This is a genomic window from Pseudomonas sp. PDM02 (assembly GCF_014852285.1).
GTDB classification, from domain to species: Bacteria; Pseudomonadota; Gammaproteobacteria; order Pseudomonadales; family Pseudomonadaceae; genus Aquipseudomonas; species Aquipseudomonas migulae.
In genome coordinates this window covers 147,872-169,891 of sequence record NZ_JACVBL010000007.1, presented here as the reverse complement: position 1 = coordinate 169,891, position 22,020 = coordinate 147,872, and the positions used below count along the sequence as shown (strand labels likewise).

Annotated in this window: 21 protein-coding genes; 15 read left to right on the top strand and 6 right to left on the bottom strand. The window is 59.5% G+C overall.

Annotation, left to right across the window (positions count from 1 at the left end; translation table 11 throughout):
- Positions 1–30: 30 nt before the first annotated feature.
- Positions 31–834: an IclR family transcriptional regulator gene (locus IB245_RS14210; RefSeq protein ID WP_008032872.1), complete on the top strand. Its 804-nt coding sequence runs from the start codon at positions 31–33 to the stop codon at positions 832–834.
- 11 nt (positions 835–845) lie between these two features.
- Here the strand turns inward: IB245_RS14210 and IB245_RS14205 are convergent, their stop codons facing one another.
- Positions 846–1,898, bottom strand: coding sequence for an NAD(P)-dependent alcohol dehydrogenase (locus tag IB245_RS14205; protein WP_008032874.1), 1,053 nt, complete (start codon positions 1,896–1,898; stop codon positions 846–848).
- A 190-nt stretch (positions 1,899–2,088) separates the two neighbouring features.
- Between IB245_RS14205 and IB245_RS14200 the strand changes: the two genes are divergently transcribed.
- Entirely contained in the window at positions 2,089–2,979 is an 891-nt protein-coding gene (locus tag IB245_RS14200; protein WP_192227894.1) for an AraC family transcriptional regulator, read from the top strand.
- 175 nt (positions 2,980–3,154) lie between these two features.
- On the opposite strand, the gene IB245_RS14195 is transcribed toward IB245_RS14200, so the two are convergent.
- Complete coding sequence (locus tag IB245_RS14195; protein WP_032829072.1) at positions 3,155–4,819, bottom strand: electron transfer flavoprotein-ubiquinone oxidoreductase; 1,665 nt, start codon at positions 4,817–4,819, stop codon at positions 3,155–3,157.
- Between the two features lie 547 nt (positions 4,820–5,366).
- Here IB245_RS14195 and IB245_RS14190 point away from each other — a divergent pair.
- The 10 genes from IB245_RS14190 to IB245_RS14145 all read left to right on the top strand — a co-directional run bounded on the left by IB245_RS14190 (position 5,367) and on the right by IB245_RS14145 (position 16,441).
- Positions 5,367–6,116 carry an electron transfer flavoprotein subunit beta/FixA family protein gene (locus tag IB245_RS14190; protein WP_007942046.1) on the top strand — a complete coding sequence of 250 codons (750 nt, stop codon included), beginning with the start codon at positions 5,367–5,369 and terminating at the stop codon, positions 6,114–6,116.
- Complete coding sequence (locus IB245_RS14185; protein ID WP_008040866.1) at positions 6,117–7,046, top strand: electron transfer flavoprotein subunit alpha/FixB family protein; 930 nt, start codon at positions 6,117–6,119, stop codon at positions 7,044–7,046. It begins immediately after the preceding gene.
- A 180-nt stretch (positions 7,047–7,226) separates the two neighbouring features.
- Positions 7,227–8,063 carry a substrate-binding periplasmic protein gene (locus IB245_RS14180; protein ID WP_192227893.1) on the top strand — a complete coding sequence of 279 codons (837 nt, stop codon included), beginning with the start codon at positions 7,227–7,229 and terminating at the stop codon, positions 8,061–8,063.
- Positions 8,064–8,072: 9 nt separating this feature from the next.
- Positions 8,073–8,429: a DUF4398 domain-containing protein gene (locus tag IB245_RS14175; protein ID WP_008040864.1), complete on the top strand. Its 357-nt coding sequence runs from the start codon at positions 8,073–8,075 to the stop codon at positions 8,427–8,429.
- Complete coding sequence (locus IB245_RS14170; RefSeq protein ID WP_008040863.1) at positions 8,426–9,238, top strand: OmpA family protein; 813 nt, start codon at positions 8,426–8,428, stop codon at positions 9,236–9,238. The genes IB245_RS14175 and IB245_RS14170 overlap by 4 nt, the downstream gene beginning before the upstream one ends.
- A 328-nt stretch (positions 9,239–9,566) precedes the next feature.
- Positions 9,567–11,006 (top strand): PLP-dependent aminotransferase family protein, encoded by a 1,440-nt coding sequence (locus IB245_RS14165; protein ID WP_008040862.1) that lies wholly within the window; start codon positions 9,567–9,569, stop codon positions 11,004–11,006.
- 95 nt (positions 11,007–11,101) lie between these two features.
- Positions 11,102–11,575, top strand: a complete 474-nt coding sequence (locus tag IB245_RS14160; RefSeq protein WP_192227892.1) for a translation initiation factor 2 — start codon at positions 11,102–11,104, stop codon at positions 11,573–11,575.
- Between the two features lie 165 nt (positions 11,576–11,740).
- The gene (locus IB245_RS14155) at positions 11,741–11,995 is read left to right on the top strand and encodes a YkgJ family cysteine cluster protein (protein ID WP_008032889.1); all 255 of its coding nucleotides are present in this window, start codon (positions 11,741–11,743) and stop codon (positions 11,993–11,995) included.
- Positions 11,996–12,035: 40 nt separating this feature from the next.
- Positions 12,036–12,641 carry an START domain-containing protein gene (locus tag IB245_RS14150; RefSeq protein WP_008040859.1) on the top strand — a complete coding sequence of 202 codons (606 nt, stop codon included), beginning with the start codon at positions 12,036–12,038 and terminating at the stop codon, positions 12,639–12,641.
- Positions 12,642–14,347: 1,706 nt separating this feature from the next.
- Entirely contained in the window at positions 14,348–16,441 is a 2,094-nt protein-coding gene (locus IB245_RS14145; protein ID WP_192227891.1) for an LTA synthase family protein, read from the top strand.
- Between the two features lie 59 nt (positions 16,442–16,500).
- On the opposite strand, the gene IB245_RS14140 is transcribed toward IB245_RS14145, so the two are convergent.
- Entirely contained in the window at positions 16,501–16,659 is a 159-nt protein-coding gene (locus IB245_RS14140) for a DUF3309 family protein (protein ID WP_174602692.1), read from the bottom strand.
- 278 nt (positions 16,660–16,937) lie between these two features.
- On the opposite strand from IB245_RS14140, the gene IB245_RS14135 reads away from it, so the two are divergent.
- The 3 genes from IB245_RS14135 to csrA all read left to right on the top strand — a co-directional run bounded on the left by IB245_RS14135 (position 16,938) and on the right by csrA (position 18,478).
- Complete coding sequence (locus IB245_RS14135) at positions 16,938–17,753, top strand: SDR family oxidoreductase (protein WP_192227890.1); 816 nt, start codon at positions 16,938–16,940, stop codon at positions 17,751–17,753.
- 64 nt (positions 17,754–17,817) lie between these two features.
- A complete protein-coding gene (locus IB245_RS14130; protein WP_008034549.1) occupies positions 17,818–18,150 on the top strand; it encodes a YnfA family protein in 333 nt (110 codons plus the stop codon).
- Between the two features lie 142 nt (positions 18,151–18,292).
- The gene (csrA, locus tag IB245_RS14125) at positions 18,293–18,478 is read left to right on the top strand and encodes a carbon storage regulator CsrA (protein WP_008034548.1); all 186 of its coding nucleotides are present in this window, start codon (positions 18,293–18,295) and stop codon (positions 18,476–18,478) included.
- Positions 18,479–18,483: 5 nt separating this feature from the next.
- Here csrA and IB245_RS14120 read toward each other — a convergent pair whose 3' ends face one another.
- The 3 genes from IB245_RS14120 to ngg all read right to left on the bottom strand — a co-directional run bounded on the left by IB245_RS14120 (position 18,484) and on the right by ngg (position 22,018).
- Positions 18,484–18,711 carry a YheU family protein gene (locus IB245_RS14120; protein WP_003199186.1) on the bottom strand — a complete coding sequence of 76 codons (228 nt, stop codon included), beginning with the start codon at positions 18,709–18,711 and terminating at the stop codon, positions 18,484–18,486.
- Positions 18,712–18,920: 209 nt separating this feature from the next.
- Positions 18,921–20,111 carry an osmoprotectant NAGGN system M42 family peptidase gene (locus IB245_RS14115; RefSeq protein ID WP_192227889.1) on the bottom strand — a complete coding sequence of 397 codons (1,191 nt, stop codon included), beginning with the start codon at positions 20,109–20,111 and terminating at the stop codon, positions 18,921–18,923.
- Positions 20,112–20,269: 158 nt separating this feature from the next.
- Positions 20,270–22,018, bottom strand: a complete 1,749-nt coding sequence (gene ngg, locus IB245_RS14110) for an N-acetylglutaminylglutamine synthetase (protein ID WP_192227888.1) — start codon at positions 22,016–22,018, stop codon at positions 20,270–20,272.
- Between the last annotated feature and the right edge of the window lie 2 nt (positions 22,019–22,020).

Genomic DNA, 22,020 nt, shown 5'->3' with positions numbered 1-22,020 from the left:
CGTTCACTCGCTCAACGGTAAAGGCTGGATATGCAGGAAGACGCCCCAAAAATCGCCAAGGACGCCGCGCCGACCGGCACTCAGACCCTGCTTCGCGGGCTGGGTGTGGTTCAAGCCGTGGCCAGTGGCGCCCGCGATCTCAAGGAAATCGCCCGGCTGATCGGCACGACGCGCAGCACCACCCATCGTCTGGCCAGTTGCCTGGTGGACGAGCGTTATCTGCGCGTGGTGCCGCAAGTCGGTTATTTGCTGGGGCCGAAGCTGATCGAGCTGGGCTTTCAGGCGCGTGAGGAATTGCCGCTGGTCACGTTGGCCGGTCCGTATCTGGATGAGTTGTCGGCGTTGACCGGCGACACCATTCACTTGGCGATTCGTGAAGGCGACGAGGTGCTGTACCTGCACAAGAATCCGGGGCGCAATGGTCCGGAAATGCGTTCGCGGGTTGGCCACCGCATGCCGTTGGCGCGTACCGGGATCGGCAAGGCGCTGATGCTTGATGACACGCAGGAAGAATGGCAGCGGCTGTACGAAGTCAGCCTGCCGGCGGGTGGGAAAAATCAGTTCTGGCCGCAGCACCCGGAGCAATCCTGGGAGCAGTTCCAGCAGCGCATGATTGAGTACGTGGCGGGCGGTTACGCCTTCGACCTGGAAGACAACGAACCGTCGATCCGCTGCGTGGCGGCGCCGATTCGTGACGCGAGCAAGCGCATCGTCGCCGGCATCAGCATCGCCAGCACCGTGCCGTACATGCCGCTGGAAAAAATGGCCGAGCTGATTCCCCTGATCAAAGGGGTCACGGCCCGGCTCTCGGCAGAACTTGGCTTGAAGGTATAAACCGCTAAGGTTTAGACCTTCAGCGTTGCCATGTCGATGACGAAGCGGTACTTCACGTCACCGGCGATCATGCGGGCGTAAGCCTCGTTGATCTGGCGGATGTCGAGCATTTCGATGTCGCAGGTGATGTTGTGCTCGGCGCAGAAATCCAGCACTTCCTGGGTTTCGGCGATGCCGCCGATCAGCGAGCCGGCCAGTACACGGCGGCCCAACACCAATTTGGCCGCGTGGACCGGTGGATCAATCGGTTCAATCAACCCCACCAGAATGTGCACGCCGTCGAAACGCAGCGTGTCGAGGTAGGGATTGAGGTCGTGCTGCACCGGAATGGTGTCCAGCAGGAAGTCGAAATGGCCGGCAGCGGCTTTCATCTGCTCGGCATCGGTGGACACGATCACATGGTCCGCGCCCTGACGACGACCTTCTTCCGCCTTGCTTGCCGAGCGGGTGAACAGCGTCACTTCCGCGCCCATAGCCTTGGCGAACTTGATGCCCATGTGGCCGAGGCCGCCCATGCCGAGAATCCCGACCTTGTCGCCCGCTTTCACGCCGTAGTGCTTGAGCGGCGAGTAGGTGGTGATGCCGGCGCAGAGGATCGGCGCGGCGCTGGCCAGGTCAAGTTTTTCCGGGATGCGCACCACGAAGTGCTCGCTGACCACGATGCTGTCGGAGTAACCGCCCATGGTGTTGCTGCCATCCACCCGGTCGGGTGTGGCGTAGGTCATGGTCGGACCTTCGAGGCAATATTGCTCGAGGTTGGCCTGGCAAGCCTCGCAGCTGCGGCAGGAATCGACCATGCAGCCGACGCCGACCAGATCGCCGACTTTATGTTGGGTGACATTCGCACCGATGGCGGTCACTTTGCCTACGATCTCATGGCCGGGCATCAGCGGGTAAACGGCAATACCCCACTCATTGCGCGCCTGATGGATGTCGGAATGGCAGACGCCGCAGTAGAGAATCTCGATCGCCACGTCGTCGGCACGCGGGCTGCGGCGTTCGAATTTCACGGGGGCAAGGGGAGTAGTGGCCGACTGGGCGGCGTATCCGATGGCGGTGTACATGGTGGACCTCGCAAAAGCAGTGACAGGTGAGGCGGCGCATTCTGGGCGCCGTACCATTACGCGGCCATGGCGATTCCTCCGGGTGTCATGCCTATTCCTCCGGCATCTGCGTTCGTTGGGTCCAATGGGCAATCAGACCTGCGATGATGCTTTCATCCCTTTTTCCGTGATTATTTTGTGAAGAGCTCCCATGTTGTTGACCCGTCATCTCGATGCCAATGCCACGCTGGTTTCGCTGATTGAGCCACTGGCGACCCGCGACGGTTTCACCCAGACCGGGTTGCCCGGTGTGCAAGTTCTGCGCGCAAGTTGTGACGTCGCCCGTGGCCCGCATATTTATGAACCGAGCCTGATGATCATCGCCCAGGGCAGCAAACTGGCGTATTTGGGGCCGCGAACCCTGGAGTACGGCGCCGGGCATTACTTGATTCAAGCGTTGCCGGTGCCGTTCGAGTGCGAAACCTTTGCCTTGCCGAATGCGCCGCTGCTCGGGGTTTCCGTGGCGATTGACCGGGTGCTGCTGGGTGAATTGGTGTTGGCGATGGGACTGGCGCCGGGGCGGCAAATTGCGGCGCAGACGCCGGAGTCGATGACCTCGGTGGTGCTCGACGACGGCATGCGCGGCTGTGTGGAGCGGTTGTTGCGTTGTCTGCACGATCCTCTGGAGGCGCGGATCATGGGGCCGTCACACCTGCGCGAGTTGTTGTTCGTCGCGTTGCGCGGGCCGCAGGCGGATGTGTTGCGCGCGCTGGTGGAACAGCAGGGGCAGTTCGCCCGTGTCGCGGCGTCGATCAGCCATTTGCATGCGCACTACGCCGAACCCTTGAACGTCGAGACCCTGGCCAGTTGCGCGAACATGAGTGCGTCGACCTTTCATGAGCATTTCAAGCGCAGCACGTTGTTGTCGCCGGTGCAGTATTTGAAGCGTTTGCGCTTGCTCAAGGCGCAGACGTTGCTGGTGGCGGAGGGCTTGGGCGTGGCGCAGGTGGCGCATCGGGTCGGGTACCAGAGCACGTCGCAGTTCAGTCGGGAGTACAAGCGCTACTTTGAGCGTAATCCCGGTGATGAGCGCGCTGCCTGACAACCCCCCCTGTAGGAGCCGGCTTGCTGGCGATAGCGGTGTGTCAGCGAACATTTATTTTGTCTGGTGCACCGCTATCGCCAGCAAGCCGGCTCCTACAAGGACTGTGTGGGTTATGAATTGCGGGCAACAAAAAGGCCCCCATTTAGGGAGCCTCGTTGTTCATGCGTACGACTTACATGTTCGGGTAAGTCGGGCCGCCAGCACCTTCCGGTGCCACCCAGGTGATGTTCTGTGCAGGGTCCTTGATGTCGCAGGTCTTGCAGTGAACGCAGTTCTGGGCGTTGATCTGGAAGCGCTTCTCGCCGTCTTCCTTGGTGACCACCTCATACACGCCGGCCGGGCAGTAACGCTGGGCAGGTTCATCGTACATCGGCAGGTTCTTGGCGATCGGGATGCTCAGGTCGGCCAGCTTCAGGTGGCAAGGCTGTTCTTCTTCGTGGTTGGTACCGGAGATGAACACCGAGCTGAGTTTGTCGAAACTGATTTTGCCATCCGGTTTCGGGTAGTCGATCTTCTTGCAGTCGGCCGCGAGTTTCAGGCAAGCGTAATCCGGCTTGGTGTCGTGCAGGGTGAACGGCAGTTTGCCGCCGAAGATGTTCTGGTCCAGCCAGTTGAAACCACCGCCGACGATGGCGCCGAACTTGTGGATCGCCGGGCCGAAGTTGCGGCTGGCGAACAACTCGTCGTAGAGCCAGCTCTTCTTGAACGCGTCGACGTAAGTGGTCAGTTCTTCGGTGCCGTCCTTTTCAGCGAACAGCGCCTCGGCCACGGATTCAGCGGCGAGCATGCCGGACTTCATCGCGGTGTGGCTGCCTTTGATCTTGGCGAAGTTCAGGGTGCCGAGGTCGCAACCGATCAGCGCGCCGCCCTTGAAGACCATTTTCGGCAGCGAGTTCAGGCCGCCCTTGCAGATGGCGCGCGCGCCGTAGCTGATGCGCTTGCCGCCTTCCAGGTACTGCTTGAGCACCGGGTGATGCTTGAGGCGCTGGAACTCGTCGAACGGCGACAGGTAGGTGTTGCTGTAGGACAGATCCACGATCAGGCCGACCACCACCTGGTTGTTTTCCAGGTGATAGAGGAACGAGCCGCCGGTGTTCTCGGTGCCCATGATGTCCAGCGGCCAGCCGGCGGTGTGCACCACCAGGCCTGGCTGATGTTTGGCCGGGTCGATTTCCCAGATTTCTTTCAGGCCGATGCCGTAGTGCTGGGCGTCGGCTTCGCTGTCGAGGTTGAAGCGCTTGATCAACTGCTTGCCGATGTGGCCACGGCAGCCTTCGGCGAACAGCGTGTACTTGCCGCGCAATTCCATGCCTGGGGTGTACAGGCCTTCTTTTGGGTTGCCTTCGCGGTCAACGCCCAGATCACCGGTGATGATCCCGCGCACCACACCGTTCTCGTCGAACAGTGCTTCCTGCGCGGCGAAGCCCGGGTAGATTTCCACGCCCAGGTTCTCGGCCTGCTGAGCCAGCCAGCGGCACAGGTTGCCCAGGGAGATGATGTAGTTGCCTTCGTTGTGCATGGTCTTGGGCACAAAGAGGTCGGGAATCTTCTGCGCGCTGTCGGCGTTCTTGAGAACGAAGATGTCGTCGCGGGTGACCGGCGTGTTCAGCGGCGCGCCAAGTTCTTTCCAGTCCGGGAACAGTTCGTTCAGGGCGCGTGGTTCGAACACGGCACCGGACAGGATGTGAGCACCCACTTCGGAGCCTTTTTCGACCACGCAGACGCTGATTTCCTTACCGGCTTCAGCAGCCTTCTGCTTCAAGCGGCAGGCGGCGGAAAGACCAGCGGGGCCGGCACCGACGATGACCACGTCGAATTCCATGTATTCGCGTTCCACAGGTTATCTCCTACTCAAGGCTCAACAGTTTTTTTTCTAATTGGAGGTTTGGTGTCGCATCCATGAATTCCTGCACAAGGCAGGAAGAGGACAATCGATGAACCACCTTTCTCTTTGGGTGGCGCATTATATCTACACCACTCTTAGCGTCCAATACAAACGTTTGTTTGAATCGGCTCAAAGCCAGAGAAATCAAAGTCACGCGGCTTATGACTGGCCATTTTGCCGTATTGACCGGAATAGGCGTTCCGGTCAAGATACGGTCGGTTTTGCGCTCGCCGTAGGCTGACTGTTGGTTTCAAGAGCACCTCTAAAGACAGGGCGATGGCAGTACAAGGTGATGTGCAGCGCAGTGTTGGCGCGCAGTTTACACGCCACGATATTTAATGACTTGTTGGTCACCACTGACGAACGGTCATCAACGTCATGAGCGATGGTCACTTGACACGTATGCCGGCGTTTTTAGAGGTGCCCTTGCGCCCGATGAGCATCAACCGCCAGGTTCGCCTAGGCGACTTTCTTTTCACCGGAGAGTAACGAGGAATCCATGAAGGTTCTTGTAGCTGTCAAACGCGTTGTGGATTACAACGTCAAGGTTCGCGTCAAGGCGGACAATTCCGGCGTCGACCTCGCCAACGTGAAGATGTCGATGAACCCGTTCTGCGAAATCGCAGTGGAAGAAGCCGTACGCCTGAAAGAGAAAGGCGTTGCGACTGAAATCGTCGTCGTCTCCATCGGCCCGTCCACCGCTCAAGAGCAACTGCGCACCGCGCTGGCTCTGGGTGCCGACCGCGCCATCCTCGTCGAATCCGCTGAAGATCTGACTTCCCTGGCCGTTGCCAAGCTGCTCAAAGCCGTTGTCGACAAGGAGCAGCCTCAGCTGGTGATCCTCGGCAAACAGGCCATCGACAGCGACAACAACCAGACTGGCCAGATGCTCGCTGCATTGAGCGGCTACGGTCAGGGCACCTTCGCGTCCAAAGTCGAAGTGTCCGGCGACAGCGTTGCCGTGACCCGCGAAATCGACGGCGGCGCGCAGACAGTTTCCCTGAAACTGCCGGCCATCGTCACCACCGACCTGCGTTTGAACGAGCCGCGCTACGCGTCCCTGCCAAACATCATGAAAGCCAAGAAGAAGCCTCTCGAAGTGCTGACTCCGGATGCTTTGGGCGTTTCCACCGCCTCCACCAACAAGACCGTGAAAGTCGAAGCGCCTGCTGCACGCAGCGCGGGTATCAAGGTCAAGTCGGTGGCTGAACTGGTCGAGAAACTGAAAAACGAAGCGAAGGTAATCTAAATGACTATCTTGGTTATTGCTGAACACGACAACAAAGTGCTGGCCCCGGCCACGCTGAACACCGTGGCCGCTGCTGCCAAAATCGGCGGCGACATCCACGTGCTGGTTGCAGGTCAGGGCGCTGGCGCCGTGGCTGAAGCCGCTGCGAAAGTGGCTGGCGTGGCTAAAGTGCTGGTGGCCGATAACGCCGCCTACGCTCACCAACTGCCGGAAAACGTCGCGCCACTGGTTGCCGAGCTGGGCAAGGGCTACAGCCACATCCTGGCTGCCGCCACTTCCAACGGCAAAAACATCCTGCCGCGCGTTGCCGCTCAGCTGGACGTTGACCAGATCTCCGAGATCATCTCGGTTGAAAGCGCTGACACTTTCAAGCGCCCGATCTACGCCGGTAACGCCATCGCTACCGTTCAGTCGAACGCAGCGGTCAAGGTGATCACCGTGCGTGCCACCGGTTTCGACCCGGTTGCTGCCGAAGGCGGTTCGGCTGCCGTTGAAGCAGTTGCTGCTGCGCACAACGCCGGCACTTCGAGCTTCGTCGGTGAAGAACTGGCCAAGTCCGATCGTCCGGAACTGACCGCTGCCAAAATCGTCGTTTCCGGCGGTCGCGGCATGCAGAACGGCGACAACTTCAAACACCTGTACGCCCTGGCCGACAAGCTGGGCGCTGCCGTCGGTGCTTCCCGCGCCGCGGTCGACGCAGGTTTCGTACCCAACGACATGCAGGTCGGTCAGACCGGCAAGATCGTTGCTCCACAGCTGTACATCGCGGTCGGTATCTCCGGCGCGATCCAGCACCTGGCCGGCATGAAAGACTCCAAAGTGATCGTCGCGATCAACAAGGACGAAGAAGCGCCGATCTTCCAGGTGGCCGATTACGGCCTGGTGGCGGACCTGTTCGAAGCCATCCCTGAGTTCGAGAAGCTGGTCTAATCCAGCCGCTTGACCTATAAAGAGCCCGACCTTTTGGTCGGGCTTTTTTTTGCTCTTCTGTAGGAGCGAGCCTGCTCGCGATGGACTTGGAGGCACCGCGGTTATCCGGAGCGGGCGCGTCATCGTTAACGTCCATCGCGAGCAGGCTCGCTCCTACAGGGGATATAACGGGGTTTGAGTATGGATCTGCATCGAGTGTTCGGTTGGTCATTGCTGCTGGGTCTGACGCTGTTGCCGACGCTGTCCATCGCAGCGGGCAAGTGTGAGCGACTGGTGGTCACCGGCAGCCCGGATGCGCCGCCGTATCTGTGGCAAGACCCGCAAAACCCCAAGCACCTGATCGGTGCCAGTGCCGACCTGTTGCAACAAATAGCAGGGCAGTTGGGCATCAAGGTCGAGATGCTCTATGCCGGCAAACGCGCCCAGGCGCTGGAGGAAGTGCGCAGTGGGCGCATGGACATGCTGGCCGACGCGCCGTTGACGGTCAGTGAGCTGGAAACCCTGGATTACATCCATCCGCCGTTGCTGGAAAACGATTACCTGGTCTGGACCCGAAAAGACTCGCCACTGGTCTACAACCAGACGCAGGACCTTCACGGTCATCCCGGCGCGTTGTCGGAAAAGTCTCGAATGACCCCGGAATTCGGTACGTTTGCCGAGCAGCAATTGACCCTCGTACGCACCCCCAACCTGACCCAGGCCCTTCAGAAATTGCTGTTGGGGGAAGTGGAATTTGTCCTCGCCGGACGCTATTCGGGCATGGCAGCCGCACAGGCCCTGAGCATGGCCAATGACCTCGTCGCGCGCCCGCAGCCGGTCGACAAACCCGGCCTGTTCCTCGCGGTTTCCCATAACTCTGCCTGCAACGATCCGTGGTTGCGCGGACAGTTGGCCAAAAAGATGACAGAATTGCCCGCGTCCGGACTGACGGAAGCCGTGCTGCAACGCAATATCGAGCGCTGGAAAGCGCAGCAACAGCAGCCACAGCAACCCCCCGCCAGTACCCCAAAACAGTAGGGATTTTTAGTGAGTATTCGACCTCTTTTCGCTGCCCTGGCCGTTCTGGCTCTGGCGGGTTGTGCAGCCGATCCGGCGCCGAATGAACAAATACGCCTGACCGAACAGGTGCTCGTGCAAGCCAAAGCCGTAGGGGCCACCGCGGACGACGTGCCTGAAATGAAACTGGCCGAAGATAAATTCGCCCGTGCCCAAGGTGATATGGCCGATCAGTCTTACAAACATGCACGCATGCGCGCCGAACAGGCCGAACTTGACGCGCGGCTGGCCGAAGCCAAGGTCCTGACGCTCAAAAGTGAAGAGAAGCTGGATCTTCTCAACACCCGCATCACTCGATTGCGCAAGCAAGTGGGGGATGCACAATGAACCTCACGTCCAAAGCTATCGGCGGCTTGATCCTTGTTGGCTGTGCGAGTCTCTATGGCTGCGCCGGTCAGCACAGTGAAGCTGCGTTGCAAGAAGCGGGTGCCGACTTTCAGAAGGTGAAAGAAGATTCCAACGTGCTGCGAATCGCGCCGAAAGACGTGATCCGTGCCGGTGAATCCCTGGCCCGTGCCGATCGACTGTCCAGCTACTGGGGCAGCGGGTCCGACGTGCTGCATTACGCCTACCTGAGCCGGCGCTACAGCGAAATCGCTCGGGAACACACCAATCAGGTACTCAATGAAGAGCGCGCGGCGAAGCTCGAACTGGAGCGTCAGCGCCTGCAACTGGCCCTGCGCGAATCCAAATTGCTGAGCGTGCAGCAGCAGGGCAAGTGGCTTGAAGAGCAGATTGTTGCGCTGGCCACGACCCAGACTGACCGTGGCCTGGTAATGACCCTCGGCGACGTGCTGTTCGACACCGGCGAAGCGGAGCTGAAAAACTCGGCGAACCGCGTGGTGTTGAAGATCGTGCAATTCCTGCAACTCAATCCCAAGCGCGTCGTGCGCATCGAAGGTTACGCCGACAGCACCGGCGGCAAGCAGGAAAACCTCAAACTGTCCCGTGACCGTGCGCAATCGGTGGCGGACGTGTTGACGGACCTGGGCATCGACGAAAAACGCATTAAGGTCGAAGGTTATGGCGACGAATACCCGGTAGACGCGAACGCCTCGGAACGGGGCCGGGCGCAGAACCGTCGGGTGGAAATTGTGTTCTCCGACGAAAAAGGCCTGCTCGGCGCTGCCCGGTAATAGCGGATTCCGATTGAAACCACATACTCTGTAGGAGCCGGCGTGCTGCGGGCGGCGTTCCGACGATGGCATCACCGCGGTGTTTCAGACGAACCGAAGTGATGCCATCGTCGGAACGCCGCCCGCAGCAAGCCGGCTCCTACAAACCCGGGCTGCCAGACAGCGCCGGGTTTTTTTGTGTCTGCGAATTGCCTCGCAAAGCAGTACAGATTTTGCTGACACTGCACTGTACCGTCGACTATTGTGGCAACTGTCCCCGTACACTTCTAAACTGTTCCGGTATTGTTTCACACAAGAATAAAATGCCCGTGAAATCGAGTGCTGCGTCATGACCAATCTCTTGCTCTACCAACGTATTGCTCAACAACTGGCCGAAGACATCCGTCGTGGGGTCTATCAGCCGGGGGAGCGCGTGCCTTCGGTGCGCAAGATGAGTTCGCAGCTCAATGTCAGCCATGCGACGGTGTTGCAGGCGTATGCCAATCTCGAAGATCAGGGGCTGATCCGTGCCCGGCCGCAGTCGGGTTACTACGTGCACCAGACACCGGCCCTGACTGCGCCGACACCGGACATCGCCCGGGTCGAACGTCCCGGCCTGGTCACCCGCAGCAGCATCATTCAACAAGTGTTGGTCGAATCCCGTCGCGAGGGCGTGTTTCCCTTGGGCGCGGCGGTGCCGAGCGTCGATTACCTGCCAGTGCGGGCGCTGCATCAGCAGTTGGCCAAAGTCACCCGATTCCATAGCCCGCGGGCATTCAGTTACATGTTCAGCCCCGGTTTTGAACCGTTGCGACGGCAAGTGGCGATTCGCATGCGCGATGCCGGCGTGGTGGTCGATCCGTCGGAAGTGGTAATCACCCACGGCTGCGTCGATGCCTTGCAGATGTCCCTGCGCGTGCTGACCCGGCCGGGCGACTTGATCGCCGCCGAGTCGCCAACCTACTACGGGTTGCTGCAACTGGCCGATCTGCTGGGCCTGAAAGTCATCGAGATCCCCAGCGATCCGGCCACCGGCATGAGCCTGGAAGCCTTACAACTGGCAGCGAATCAGTGGTCGATCAAAGCGCTGGTACTGACCACGCGCCTGAGCAATCCGCTGGGCGGCACCATGCCCGAAGAGCGGCAGAAACAACTGCTGCGCCTGGCCTCGGATTTCGATATTCAGGTGGTCGAAGACGATATCTACGGCGAACTGATGTTCGAGCAGGGCCGCACCAAGGCACTCAAGGCCTACGACCGGCTGGATCGGGTGATCTACTGTTCGAGCTTCTCCAAGACCCTGTCTCCGGGTGTGCGGATTGGCTGGATGATTGCCGGCAAGTACCAGCAGGAAATCCAGCGCTTGCAGACCTTCAGCACGCATTCGGCTTGCAGCGTTACGCAGATGGGGATCGCGGCGTATCTGGAAAATGGCGGTTACGACCGGCATTTGCGCTACATCCGTCAGGAGTACCGCAAGAATCTCAGCGCTTTCCAGCTTGCGGTGCAGCAGTATTTCCCGGAAGGCACACAGATGACCCGGCCGACCGGCGGCTTCATTCTGTGGGTGAGTCTGCCGGGGCGGGTCAATACACAAGAACTTCATGTGCGCGCATTGCAGCAAGGCATCAGCATCGCACCAGGGCTGATTTTCAGTAACACCGAGCAGTTCAATCACTGCATTCGGCTCAACTGCGGCATTCCCTGGAATCGCGAAGCCGAGCGTGCGTTGATGACTCTGGGCATGCTGGCTACCCAGCTTTGCCAGGAGATGGCCGGCGGAATGTGACGGGCGGGCGGGTAATTCCTGCCCGAGCTTGTCATGTCGCGTCCAACAAGCGAGCATATGGCCCTCTGCCGATAGCGCCGTTCCCCGTTGGATCCATGAAACCGATTTTTCCTGCCGCCTGGTTGTCGATCTGCCTGTTGATAACCTTCAATTCGGAAGGCGTCCTGGCGGCTCCCGCTCAGGAAAAACCGGCCGCCAGCGCGACATCGAAAAAACCGGCACCGGCAAAAAAAGCCACACCGGTCAAAAAGAAAGCGGCTACGCAGAAAAAACGTTCACCCATTGCCTCCAAATCGAAACCGGCCAGTGAAGTGGTGAAAACCAAACTGCCTTCGGCTGACCTGGATTTGAGCTTGCCTGAGGAAATGGCCGAAGAGTTTAAGCCGGTCGGTACAGTTCCGTTGCCCCGGCACGACGCCGTGTTGCCGCAAATGTTCGGTGAGAAGGCTGGCAGCTCTCCGTTCCAGCTCAACGGACGACTGATCAGCAACGAAATGAAGTTGCAACTGCGTAACGAAGAGCGTCGGGAAGTCGAGGGCGCGGCGCTGGAATTGGAGTTCAAGCAGTAAATCCTTCCTCGGCGTGACCCGCAGGCCAGACGCTTTGTCGGAGACTGGTCAGTCACGCTGGTTTGAGCGTAAAAACCCGGCGACAGGTAATTTAAAACAACTGTTTTAGCGGTTACTCTGTGCCCCGTCCTTTAACACATCACCCGTCGCGAGGAGCTCGTCGTCATGAAATGCCGTGAAGGCTGTGGCGCCTGTTGCATTGCCCCTTCCATCAGTTCTCCGATTCCCGGTATGCCCAATGGCAAAGCCGCTGGAGAACGTTGCGTTCAACTCTCTGCCGAAAACCTGTGCAGTATTTTCGGCCAACCGGAACGTCCGGCCGTGTGTTCGGCGTTTGAAGCCGACGTCGAAGTTTGCGGAAACAGCAGTGACGAAGCGATCAGATTGCTGGGCTGGTGGGAGCAGATGACGGCGGCGTGATGTGTCAACGAACGGAACTTCAACAATAAGGAATAAGATTATGGGTTCGCTGCATCGTATGGCTGTGCTGTGTGGTTTGACGGTTTTGCTGGCGACTGCCACCGCACAGGCCGAAGACTGGAAAGTGGCCAAGAATGAAGACGGCATCAAGGTGTCCTTGAGTGAAGTGGCCGGCTCTGACTACAAGGCTTATCAGGGCGTTACCCTGATGAAAACCACCATGGCCAAATTGCGCGCACTCCAGGAAGACGTGGCGGGCGCCTGCTCGTGGATTCACGAATGCAAGCAGCAGAAGCTGCTCAAGCATGAAGGCGATCAGAGCTGGACCTACACCCAGTTCAATACCCCATGGCCGGTGACCGCGCGTGATTCGGTGCTGCATATCACGACTACCGTAGGCGCCGATGGCAGTCTGACCCGTAAGCTTGAGGGCGTGCCGAAGTACATTCCTGAAGAAAAGGGTTTTGTGCGGGTTGCCAAGGTTGATGGGTTCTGGAAGTTCGTGCCCAAGGGTGACCAGATTGAAGTGACCTATCAGGTTCACACTGAGCCGGGTGGTAGCGTGCCTTCGATGATTGCCAACAAGTTTGTGGTTGATGCGCCGTTCAATACCTTGAAAGCCCTGAAAGAGCGTGCCGAGAAGTAATCGCTTCGTTTCTTTCTATAAAAAGCCCTGATTTGATCGGGGCTTTTTTTGCGGGTTTGTTTGATTGGTGTGTATATCCGTTGCTGCGGTCATGGCGGCTTATGGTTTCGCCCTTACGGCGAGTCACTTTCGAAAAGCGCGAAAGTAACCAAAGCGCTCTTGCCCCTTTCGTTCGGTGCCTCGCTCCGGTCCTGCTCCGTGGGCCCGCCGCCATCGGCCATCCATGGCCGGGGGCGGCTAACCCGGCATCCATGCCGGGTTGCCCACTGCGCAGAACCTGCGCTCGGCCTCTCGAGGGGGCGCTCAGATCAAAAGCGGAAGGCGAGCTAACGCTCGACCTGATGAGTGGTGGAAATCAAAAGCGTACGCGATTCCCTGTAGGAGCCGGCTTGCTGGCGATGGCGTCCGTCCATTCAATAAACAGGTTGACTGACCCACCGCTATCGCCGCCAAGCCGGCTCCTACAGTTGCTCGTATTCATCCAGACACCTATGCATTTCCCCTGTAGGAGCCAGCTTGCTGGCGATGGCGTCCGTTCAATCAATAAACAGGTGACTGATCCACTGCTATCGCCAGCAAGCCGGCTCCTACAGTTGATCGTATTCATCCAGACACCTATGCATTTCCCCTGTAGGAGCCAGCTTGCTGGCGATGGCGTCCGTTCAATCAATAAACAGGTGACTGATCCACTGCTATCGCCGGCGAGCCGGCTCCTACAGTTGATCGTATTCATCCAGACAACTATGCATTTCCCCTGTAGGAGCCAGCTTGCTGGCGATGGCGTCCGTTCAATCAATAAACAGGTGACTGATCCACTGCTATCGCCAGCAAGCCGGCTCCCACAGTTGATCGTATTCATCCAGACACCTATGCATTTCCCCTGTAGGAGCCGGCTTGCTGGCGATGGCGTCCGTCCAGTCAATAAACAGGTGACTGATCCACTGCTATCGCCAGCAAGCCGGCTCCCACAGTTGATCGTATTCATCCAGACACCTATGCATTTCCCCTGTAGGAGCCGGCTTGCTGGCGATGGCGTCCGTCCAGTCAATAAACAGGTGACTGACCCACCGCTATCGCCAGCAAGCCGGCTCCTACAGGGGGAATGTGCAAACATCCAAGACTAGTGCAGCCACCACAGTGCGGGAGAGTGCACACGACTGAGGAGCCAGGTCGGCTTTCAGGCCGCCTCGGCGGCTGTGGCGGTAGTCGCCCCCTCGAGAGGCCGAGTGGAGGTTCTGCGCAGTGGGTAACCCGGCATGGATGCCGGGTTAGCCGCCCCCGGCCAGGGATGGCCGATGGCGGCGTGCCCACGGAGCAGGACCGGAGCGAGGGCATGCCGAGCCACAGCGAGGCACCGAACGAAAGGGGCAAGAGCCCTTTGGTTACTTTGGGGCTTTTCCAAAGTGACTCGCTGTAAAAGCGAAACCATAAGCCGCCGTGACCGCAGAAACGGATATGCCCACACCCAACTTATGGACTCTGAAAGACTTTATTGTGTTTCCGAATATGCACTACACAAAATTTTCACAAAGCCTCCAAGACAATTCGCCCGCGCCAGCCGTGCAGATCAGTAATCAATAGCAATGCCGCGGTTGATCGTGCAACATTTGCGCACCGCGCAAACCCCGGGGCCGAGAACTGGCCAACAGAGGGCAGGGCGCAGCTGTAATTTTGAAACTTCAACTTCCAATGGGTCCTAAAACGACATGGCAATCCCGGACGCCCTGAGTCAGCAGCGAGCTTCTAGTCGCCTGCTGCAACCGACCGTCAAATCGCATCTGGCCTACACGCTGCTGTGTGCCCTGGTCATGATGGTCATGTTCAGCCTGCTGCGCGTCGCGCTGCTGGTCTACAACCGCGAGATGATCCTCGACACCCCGGCCTCGACCTTCTTCGAAGCGTTCGCCAACGGCCTGCGCTTCGACCTGCGCCTGGTGGTCTACCTCAGCATTCCGCTGTTGCTGGCGCTGTTCAGCGCCCGGGCCATGGCGGCCCGCGGGTTCTTCCGTTTCTGGCTGACCATCGCTTCGAGCATCGCGCTGTTCCTCGGCCTGATGGAAATGGACTTCTACCGCGAGTTCCACCAGCGCCTCAACGGCCTGGTCTTCCAGTACGTGAAGGAAGACCCGAAAACCGTAATGAGCATGCTTTGGTACGGATTTCCGGTGGTTCGCTACCTGCTGGCCTGGGCCGTGGGCACGTTGATCCTGACCCTGGCGTTCAAGGGCGCCGACCGCGCGACCCGTCCTCGCGGTCCATTCAGCGGCGGCAGCATCGGCACGCGCCAGATCGCCCCGTGGTACGCGCGCATTGTCGTGTTCGTGGTGTGCCTGCTGGTCTGCGTGGTCGCGGCTCGCGGCACTCTGCGCCAAGGCCCGCCACTGCGTTGGGGTGACGTCTACACCACCGACTCCAACTTCGCCAACCAGCTGGGCCTCAACGGCACATTGTCGCTGGTCGCGGCGGCCAAGAGCCGGATGTCCGAAGATCGCGACAACATCTGGAAAGCCACGCTGCCGCAGCCGCAAGCTCAGCAAATCGTGCGTGACATGCTGGTGATGCCGAACGACAAACTGGTAGATGCCGAGACCGCAGCGGTGCGTCGCGATTACACGCCGCCGGCCGACAAGACCCTGCCGATCAAGAACGTCGTCGTGATCCTGATGGAAAGCATGGCCGGTCACTCGGTCGGCGCCCTCGGTGCACCGGGCAACATCACGCCGTACCTCGACAAGCTGTCGAAGGAAGGCCTGCTGTTTGACCGCTTCTTCTCCAACGGCACCCACACCCACCAGGGTATGTTCGCCACCATGGCCTGCTTCCCGAACCTGCCGGGTTTCGAATACCTGATGCAGACCCCGGAAGGTAGTCACAAACTGTCCGGCCTCCCACAATTGCTCAGCGCCCGCGACTATGACGACGTGTACGTCTACAACGGCGACTTCGCCTGGGATAACCAGTCGGGTTTCTTCAGCAGCCAGGGCATGACCAACTTCATTGGTCGTAACGACTTCGTCAACCCGGTGTTCTCCGATCCGACCTGGGGTGTGTCCGACCAGGACATGTTCGACCGTGGTCTGGTCGAGCTCAAGGCACGGGAAAACGGCAAGCCGTTCTATGCCTTGCTGCAGACCCTGTCCAACCACACGCCATACGCCTTGCCGACGCCATTGCCGGTCGAGCGCGTGACCGATCGTGGCAGCCTGAACGAGCATTTGACCGCCATGCGTTACGCGGACTGGGCGCTCGGTCAGTTCTTTGAAAAGGCCCGCAAGGAGCCTTACTTCAAGGAAACCCTGTTTGTCATCGTCGGTGACCACGGTTTCGGCAACGAGCGCCAGATCACCGAAATGGACCTGGGTCGTTTCAACGTGCCGATGCTGATGATCGCACCGGGCATCCAGGAAAAATTCGGCAAACTCGACCACACGGTAGGCACTCAAATCGACATCGTACCGACCATAATGGGTCGCATCGGTGGCGAAGTGCGTCATCAGTGCTGGGGGCGTGACCTGCTCGACCTGCCGGAAGGCGACACCGGTTTTGGCGTGATCAAACCGTCGGGCAGCGAACAGACCACGGCCATTATCACGGCGGATCAGATTCTGGTCTTGCCGAAAGAAAAGGAAATGGAGCCGAAGATGTATCAGTACGAACTGGGCGCGACACCTCACGCCGAGATCGTACCGAATGCACCTCGCACTGCCGAGCTGAAACTCAAGCTCGAAGCGTTCCTGCAAACGGCGACCAAGAGCCTGATCGACAACACCGCCGGTGTCGTTGACGGCAAGCCGGACTAAGCGTTGACGCAATAAAAAAGAGGCCCTTCAAGGGCCTCTTTTTTTTGCCTGTCAGATCTTTATATCTTGCCGAGTAACAGCAAAATCAACAGCACCACCAACACCACGCCGATGATACCCGACGGGCCATAACCCCAACTTCTGGAATGAGGGAAGACCGGCAGACCACCTACCAGCAGGAGGATCAGAATAATGATTAGTATTGTGCCCATGTCTATTTCCTTGTCGGAAGTGTTCTGAAATTGCCTGGTGTTAATTGTCAGCTGGACTGCAATAAACCCGAGCTGCTTGTAAATTCCGACTGGTGCACTTGAAAGAAAATTCCAAGTTTTTTTAATGTTTTTCGAAGAAAGGCTTATTTCGTTTTCAGGGGCCTGGTTGATACAGGCGCGCTCACGGTTTGCTCGCGCCATTCAGCAATCTGATGGAGCGTGGGTCGCGCAAGGTCCTTCGCTACACTCGACGCATCTTCCCCGGAACAACAAGGCTGTTTGCTATGCAAAATCGCATGATGATCACTGGCGCGGGCTCGGGCCTGGGTCGCGAAATCGCGCTGCGCTGGGCACGTGAAGGCTGGCAACTGGCTTTGTCGGATGTCAGCGAACCCGGTCTGCAGGAAACCCTGAAACTGGTTCGTGAAGCCGGCGGCGATGGCTTTATCCAGCGTTGCGACGTGCGCGATTACAGTCAGCTGACTGCGTTCGCCCAAGCCTGTGAAGTCAAGCTCGGCGGCATCGATGTCATCGTCAACAATGCCGGTGTCGCCTCGGGCGGGTTCTTCAGCGAACTGTCCCTGGAAGACTGGGACTGGCAGATCGCGATCAACCTGATGGGCGTGGTCAAGGGTTGCAAGGCGTTCTTGCCGCTGCTGGAAAAAAGCAAAGGCAAGATCATCAACATCGCGTCGATGGCCGCCCTGATGCAAGGCCCGGCGATGAGTAACTACAACGTGGCCAAGGCCGGTGTGGTGGCGTTGTCCGAAAGCCTGCTGATCGAACTGGCGCATCAGGAAGTTGGCGTGCATGTGGTGTGCCCGTCGTTCTTCCAGACCAACCTGCTGGACTCTTTCCGTGGTCCGACACCCGCCATGAAAGCGCAGGTTGGCAAGTTGCTGGAAAGTTCGCCGATTAGTGCGGCCGACATTGCCGACTACATCTATCAGCACGTCGCCGCCGGCGAATTCATGATCCTGCCCCACGAACAGGGCCGTATGGCCTGGGCGCTGAAGCAGGAGAACCCGCAACTGCTCTACGACGAAATGACCCTCATGGCCGATAAAATGCGCGCCAAGGCCAAACAGACCGCAGGCTGAACTTGCCCGCGCACAACGTCGCCGTTAGGGTGGCCGCCATCGGTCATCCTCGCGAGACGTTCGCATGCTCAATTACCTGTGGTTTTTTCTCGCCGCGCTGTTCGAAATCGCCGGCTGCTTTGCCTTCTGGATGTGGTTGCGCCAAGGCAAAAGCGTCTGGTGGGTGGTGCCGGCGCTGCTCAGCCTGACCTTGTTCGCGCTGCTGCTGACCCGTGTCGAGGCGAGCTACGCGGGGCGGGCTTATGCCGCCTACGGTGGCATCTACATCATTGCGTCGATTGGCTGGCTGGCAGTGGTCGAACGGATTCGCCCGCTCGGCTCTGACTGGATCGGCGTGGCGCTGTGTGTGATCGGCGCAAGCGTCATCCTGTTTGGCCCGCGTTTTTCCGCTGCCTGAAGCAAAGCCATAGTTTGTAAGACGTTTCCTTAAGAGGTGTTCGCCTGGCGCTGTAGGGCGGGACTGTTTTGCCCTCGTCGCATTGAAGGCCCGCTGCGTGCCGGGCATCTTCAGGGTTCGATAACCCTGAAGGACGAATGCCATGCTTGTACTCAGCCGCGTTGTGGGCGAAATGATTTCCATCGGTGACGACATTTCGGTGCGTATTGTCGCCGTCAACGGCAACACGGTGCGCTTCGGCGTCGACGCGCCGCAAAGCGTCAATGTGCACCGTGCCGAAGTCTACAAGCGCATCCAGGTCAAACTGGCAAAAACCAAAGGGCGATGAAGGCGTCAGTCGAACAGATGCTTGGGCACGTCGTGCTTGAGCATCAACTGGCATTGCTCGCTTTCCGGGTCGAAGACAATCAGCGCCTGACCTTTGGTCAGGGCCTGGCGAACACGCAATACGCGGGTTTCCAGCGGCGTGTCATCGCCGTTGTCGGTGCCGTCACGGGTCACGAAATCCTCGATCAGGCGGGTCAGGGTGTCGACTTCAAGTTGGTCGTGGGGAATCAGCATAGGCACCTCGGCTAAACAATGGCGCGATGCTACGGCGAATGATGGGTGGCGGCTAGTCTGGGCCCGATGTGTTGCCTGGGCTGACGCCTTCGCGGGCAAGCCTCGCTCCTACAGGTTTCGCGTTGATCACATTACTTCGGATCGACGCAAAGTCTGTAGGAGCGAGGCTTGCCCGCGAAGATGTCAGCCCAGGCAATGAAAATTCCGGATCAGCTATCCGACCGCTGCCCCACCAGGCTATCCACCGAAGGCACCCGAGTATCGCTTTCCATCTGCGTGTCATGTTCGATCTGATGACTGAACCGGTCCAGCGAACCCTTGGCCGGTTGCGCATCGCTGGCGAACACCGGCGGGCTGAGGATGTAGGCGCCGAGCAGGCGACTGAGCGCCGCGAGGCTGTCGATGTGGGTGCGTTCGTAGCCGTGAGTCGCGTCGCATCCGAAAGCGAGCAGGGCGGTGCGAATGTCATGGCCGGCGGTGACCGCCGAATGTGCATCGCTGAAGTAGTAGCGAAACAGGTCGCGGCGCACCGGCAACTCGTTGTCGCTGGCCAGTCGCAGCAGGTGCCGCGACAAGTGATAGTCATAAGGCCCGCCGGAATCCTGCATCGCCACGCTGACCGCATGTTCGCTGGAGTGCTGGCCGGGCGCGACCGGTGCGATGTCGATGCCGACGAATTCGCTGACGTCCCACGGTAACGCCGCCGCTGCACCGCTGCCGGTTTCCTCGGTGATGGTGAACAGCGGATGGCAGTCGATCATCAGCTCTTCACCACTGTCGACGATCGCTTTAAGTGCCGCCAGCAGCGCGGCAACGCCGGCCTTGTCGTCGAGGTGACGGGCGCTGATGTGGCCGCTTTCGGTGAATTCCGGCAACGGGTCGAACGCGACGAAATCGCCGACGCTGATCCCCAGGGAATCGCAATCGGCGCGGGTCGCGCAGTACGCGTCGAGGCGCAGTTCGATGTGATCCCAGCTGATCGGCATCTCGTCCACCGCCGTGTTGAACGCATGCCCGGACGCCATCAACGGCAACACGCTGCCACGGATCACGCCGTTGTCGGTAAACAGGCTGACGCGGCTGCCTTCGGCGAAACGGCTGGACCAGCAGCCGACTGGCGCCAGAGTCAGGCGACCGTTGTCTTTCACTGCGCGAACGGCGGCGCCGATGGTGTCGAGGTGGGCGGAAACGGCGCGGTCGGGGCTGTTTTTCTTGCCTTTGAGCGTGGCGCGGATGGTGCCGCGGCGAGTCATCTCGAAAGGAATGCCCAGCTCTTCGAGCCGCTCGGCGACGTAACGCACGATGGTGTCGGTGAAACCGGTCGGGCTCGGAATGGCGAGCATTTCCAGGAGGACTTTTTGCAGGTAGTTGAGGTCGGGTTCGGGGATTTTATGGGTCATGGAAACTCCTGATGAGTAAAGAGCATCGATGGTTTCGATGAGGGTAATTTGCGGTGTCTGTGAGGCCGTCTTCGCGGGCAAGCCTCGCTCCTACAAAAGCACCCATTCCTGTAGGAGCGAGGCTTGCCCGCGAAGGGGCCGGTTAAGGCACCACATCACTAAGAGACCGCCGGCTGACTATGCGGAAACAACAGATCCACAAACCGCTCGGCCGTCGGCTGCGGCTCATGGTTGGCCAGGCCGGCGCGTTCATTGGCTTCGATAAACACGTATTGCGCCTGATCCGCCGCCGGCACCATCAGGTCGAGCCCGACCATCGGAATATCCAGCGCCCGCGCCGCGCGCACGGCGGCCTCCACCAGCGTGGGATGCAGGATCGCCGTGACATCTTCAAGCACACCGCCGGTATGAAGATTCGCCGTACGCCGTACGAACAAGTGTTCACCCGCCGGCAGAATGCTGCTGTAGTCGTAACCCGCTGCCTGCAACGTGCGTTCGGTCTCGTGGTCCAGCGGGATTTTGCTTTCACCGCTGGTAGCCGCTTGCCGACGCCGACTCTGGGCGTCAATCAGCGCACCGATGGAATGCTGCCCGTCGCCCACCACTTCGGCCGGTCGGCGAATCGCCGCCGCCACCACCTCAAATCCGATCACCAGAATCCGCAGGTCGAGGCCTTCGTGAAAGCTTTCCAACAGCACGCGGCTGTCGAACTGACGGGCTGATTCGATGGCTTGCTGGACGTCTTCGATGGTCCGCAGATCCACCGCCACCCCTTGACCCTGTTCGCCATCCAGCGGCTTGACCACCACACGCTCGTGTTCGTCGAGAAACGCCAGGTTGTCATCTGCGTTGCCGGCCAGTTGCTGGCTCGGCAGATTCAGACCGGCCGCCTTCAACACTTTGTGCGTCAGGCTTTTGTCCTGGCACAGGCTCATGCTGATGGCGCTGGTCAGGTCACTCAGCGACTCGCGGCAACGTACCCGCCGTCCGCCGTGGCTGAGGGTAAACATCCCGGTCTCGGCATCATCGACCTGCACATCGATGCCACGACGATGGGCTTCCTCGACGATGATCCGCGCGTAGGGGTTGAACTCGGCCTCAGGACCGGGGCCGAGAAACAACGGTTGGTTAATGCCGTTCTTGCGCTTGATTGCAAAGGTCGACAGGTTGCGAAAACCGAGCTTGGCATAAAGACTTTTCGCCTGGCGATTGTCGTGCAGCACGGACAGGTCCAGGTAACTCAGCCCACGGCTCATGAAGTGTTCGATCAAATGCCGTACCAGCACTTCACCGACGCCGGGCCGCGAACAGTGCGGATCGACCGCCAGGCACCAGAGGCTGCTGCCGTTTTCCGGATCGTTGAACGCCTTGTGATGATTGAGGCCCATGACACTGCCGATGACCGCGCCGCTGTCCTCGTCCTCGGCCAGCCAGTACACCGGGCCGCCCAGATGACGCGGGGTCAGCAGACGGGCGTCGATCGGCAACATGCCACGCGCCTGATACAACTGATTGATCGCCTGCCAGTCGGCATCGCCTTGCGCACGACGAATGCGAAAGCCGCGAAACACACGGGTCGCCTGCCGGTAATCGCTGAACCACAAGCGCAAGGTGTCCGACGGATCGAGAAACAACTGGGCCGGCTCCAGCCCCAGCACTTGCTGGGGAGCGGCGACATAGAGGGCGATATCCCGTTCGCCCGGTTGCTCATTGAGCAACTCTTGGGCGAGGCTCGCCGGGTCGGGGAACGTATGGCCGATCAGCAACCGGCCCCAGCCGCAATGCACGGCAATCGGCGCGGTACCGAGTTCACTGCCGTCTTCAGCCAGACGCGCCTGCAAGCGTTCGTAGGAGGGCGCCTGACCGCGCAACAAGCGTTGGCTGTACGCCGTGGCGTGAGGTTTCATCG

Excerpts from the sequence above, each read along its gene's own strand:
- IB245_RS14145 (WP_192227891.1), top strand. The coding sequence starts at position 14,348 with ATGGCAATCCCGGACGCCCTGAGTCAGCAGCGAGCTTCTAGTCGCCTG.
- IB245_RS14190 (WP_007942046.1), top strand. The coding sequence starts at position 5,367 with ATGAAGGTTCTTGTAGCTGTCAAACGCGTTGTGGATTACAACGTCAAG.
- IB245_RS14160 (WP_192227892.1), top strand. The coding sequence starts at position 11,102 with ATGAAACCGATTTTTCCTGCCGCCTGGTTGTCGATCTGCCTGTTGATA.
- IB245_RS14180 (WP_192227893.1), top strand. The coding sequence starts at position 7,227 with ATGGATCTGCATCGAGTGTTCGGTTGGTCATTGCTGCTGGGTCTGACG.
- IB245_RS14130 (WP_008034549.1), top strand. The coding sequence starts at position 17,818 with ATGCTCAATTACCTGTGGTTTTTTCTCGCCGCGCTGTTCGAAATCGCC.
- IB245_RS14185 (WP_008040866.1), top strand. The coding sequence starts at position 6,117 with ATGACTATCTTGGTTATTGCTGAACACGACAACAAAGTGCTGGCCCCG.
- IB245_RS14115 (WP_192227889.1), bottom strand. The coding sequence starts at position 20,111 with ATGACCCATAAAATCCCCGAACCCGACCTCAACTACCTGCAAAAAGTC.
- IB245_RS14165 (WP_008040862.1), top strand. The coding sequence starts at position 9,567 with ATGACCAATCTCTTGCTCTACCAACGTATTGCTCAACAACTGGCCGAA.
- IB245_RS14200 (WP_192227894.1), top strand. The coding sequence starts at position 2,089 with ATGTTGTTGACCCGTCATCTCGATGCCAATGCCACGCTGGTTTCGCTG.
- IB245_RS14155 (WP_008032889.1), top strand. The coding sequence starts at position 11,741 with ATGAAATGCCGTGAAGGCTGTGGCGCCTGTTGCATTGCCCCTTCCATC.
- IB245_RS14210 (WP_008032872.1), top strand. The coding sequence starts at position 31 with ATGCAGGAAGACGCCCCAAAAATCGCCAAGGACGCCGCGCCGACCGGC.
- csrA (WP_008034548.1), top strand. The coding sequence starts at position 18,293 with ATGCTTGTACTCAGCCGCGTTGTGGGCGAAATGATTTCCATCGGTGAC.
- IB245_RS14135 (WP_192227890.1), top strand. The coding sequence starts at position 16,938 with ATGCAAAATCGCATGATGATCACTGGCGCGGGCTCGGGCCTGGGTCGC.
- IB245_RS14150 (WP_008040859.1), top strand. The coding sequence starts at position 12,036 with ATGGGTTCGCTGCATCGTATGGCTGTGCTGTGTGGTTTGACGGTTTTG.
- ngg (WP_192227888.1), bottom strand. The coding sequence starts at position 22,018 with ATGAAACCTCACGCCACGGCGTACAGCCAACGCTTGTTGCGCGGTCAG.
- IB245_RS14170 (WP_008040863.1), top strand. The coding sequence starts at position 8,426 with ATGAACCTCACGTCCAAAGCTATCGGCGGCTTGATCCTTGTTGGCTGT.
- IB245_RS14120 (WP_003199186.1), bottom strand. The coding sequence starts at position 18,711 with ATGCTGATTCCCCACGACCAACTTGAAGTCGACACCCTGACCCGCCTG.
- IB245_RS14205 (WP_008032874.1), bottom strand. The coding sequence starts at position 1,898 with ATGTACACCGCCATCGGATACGCCGCCCAGTCGGCCACTACTCCCCTT.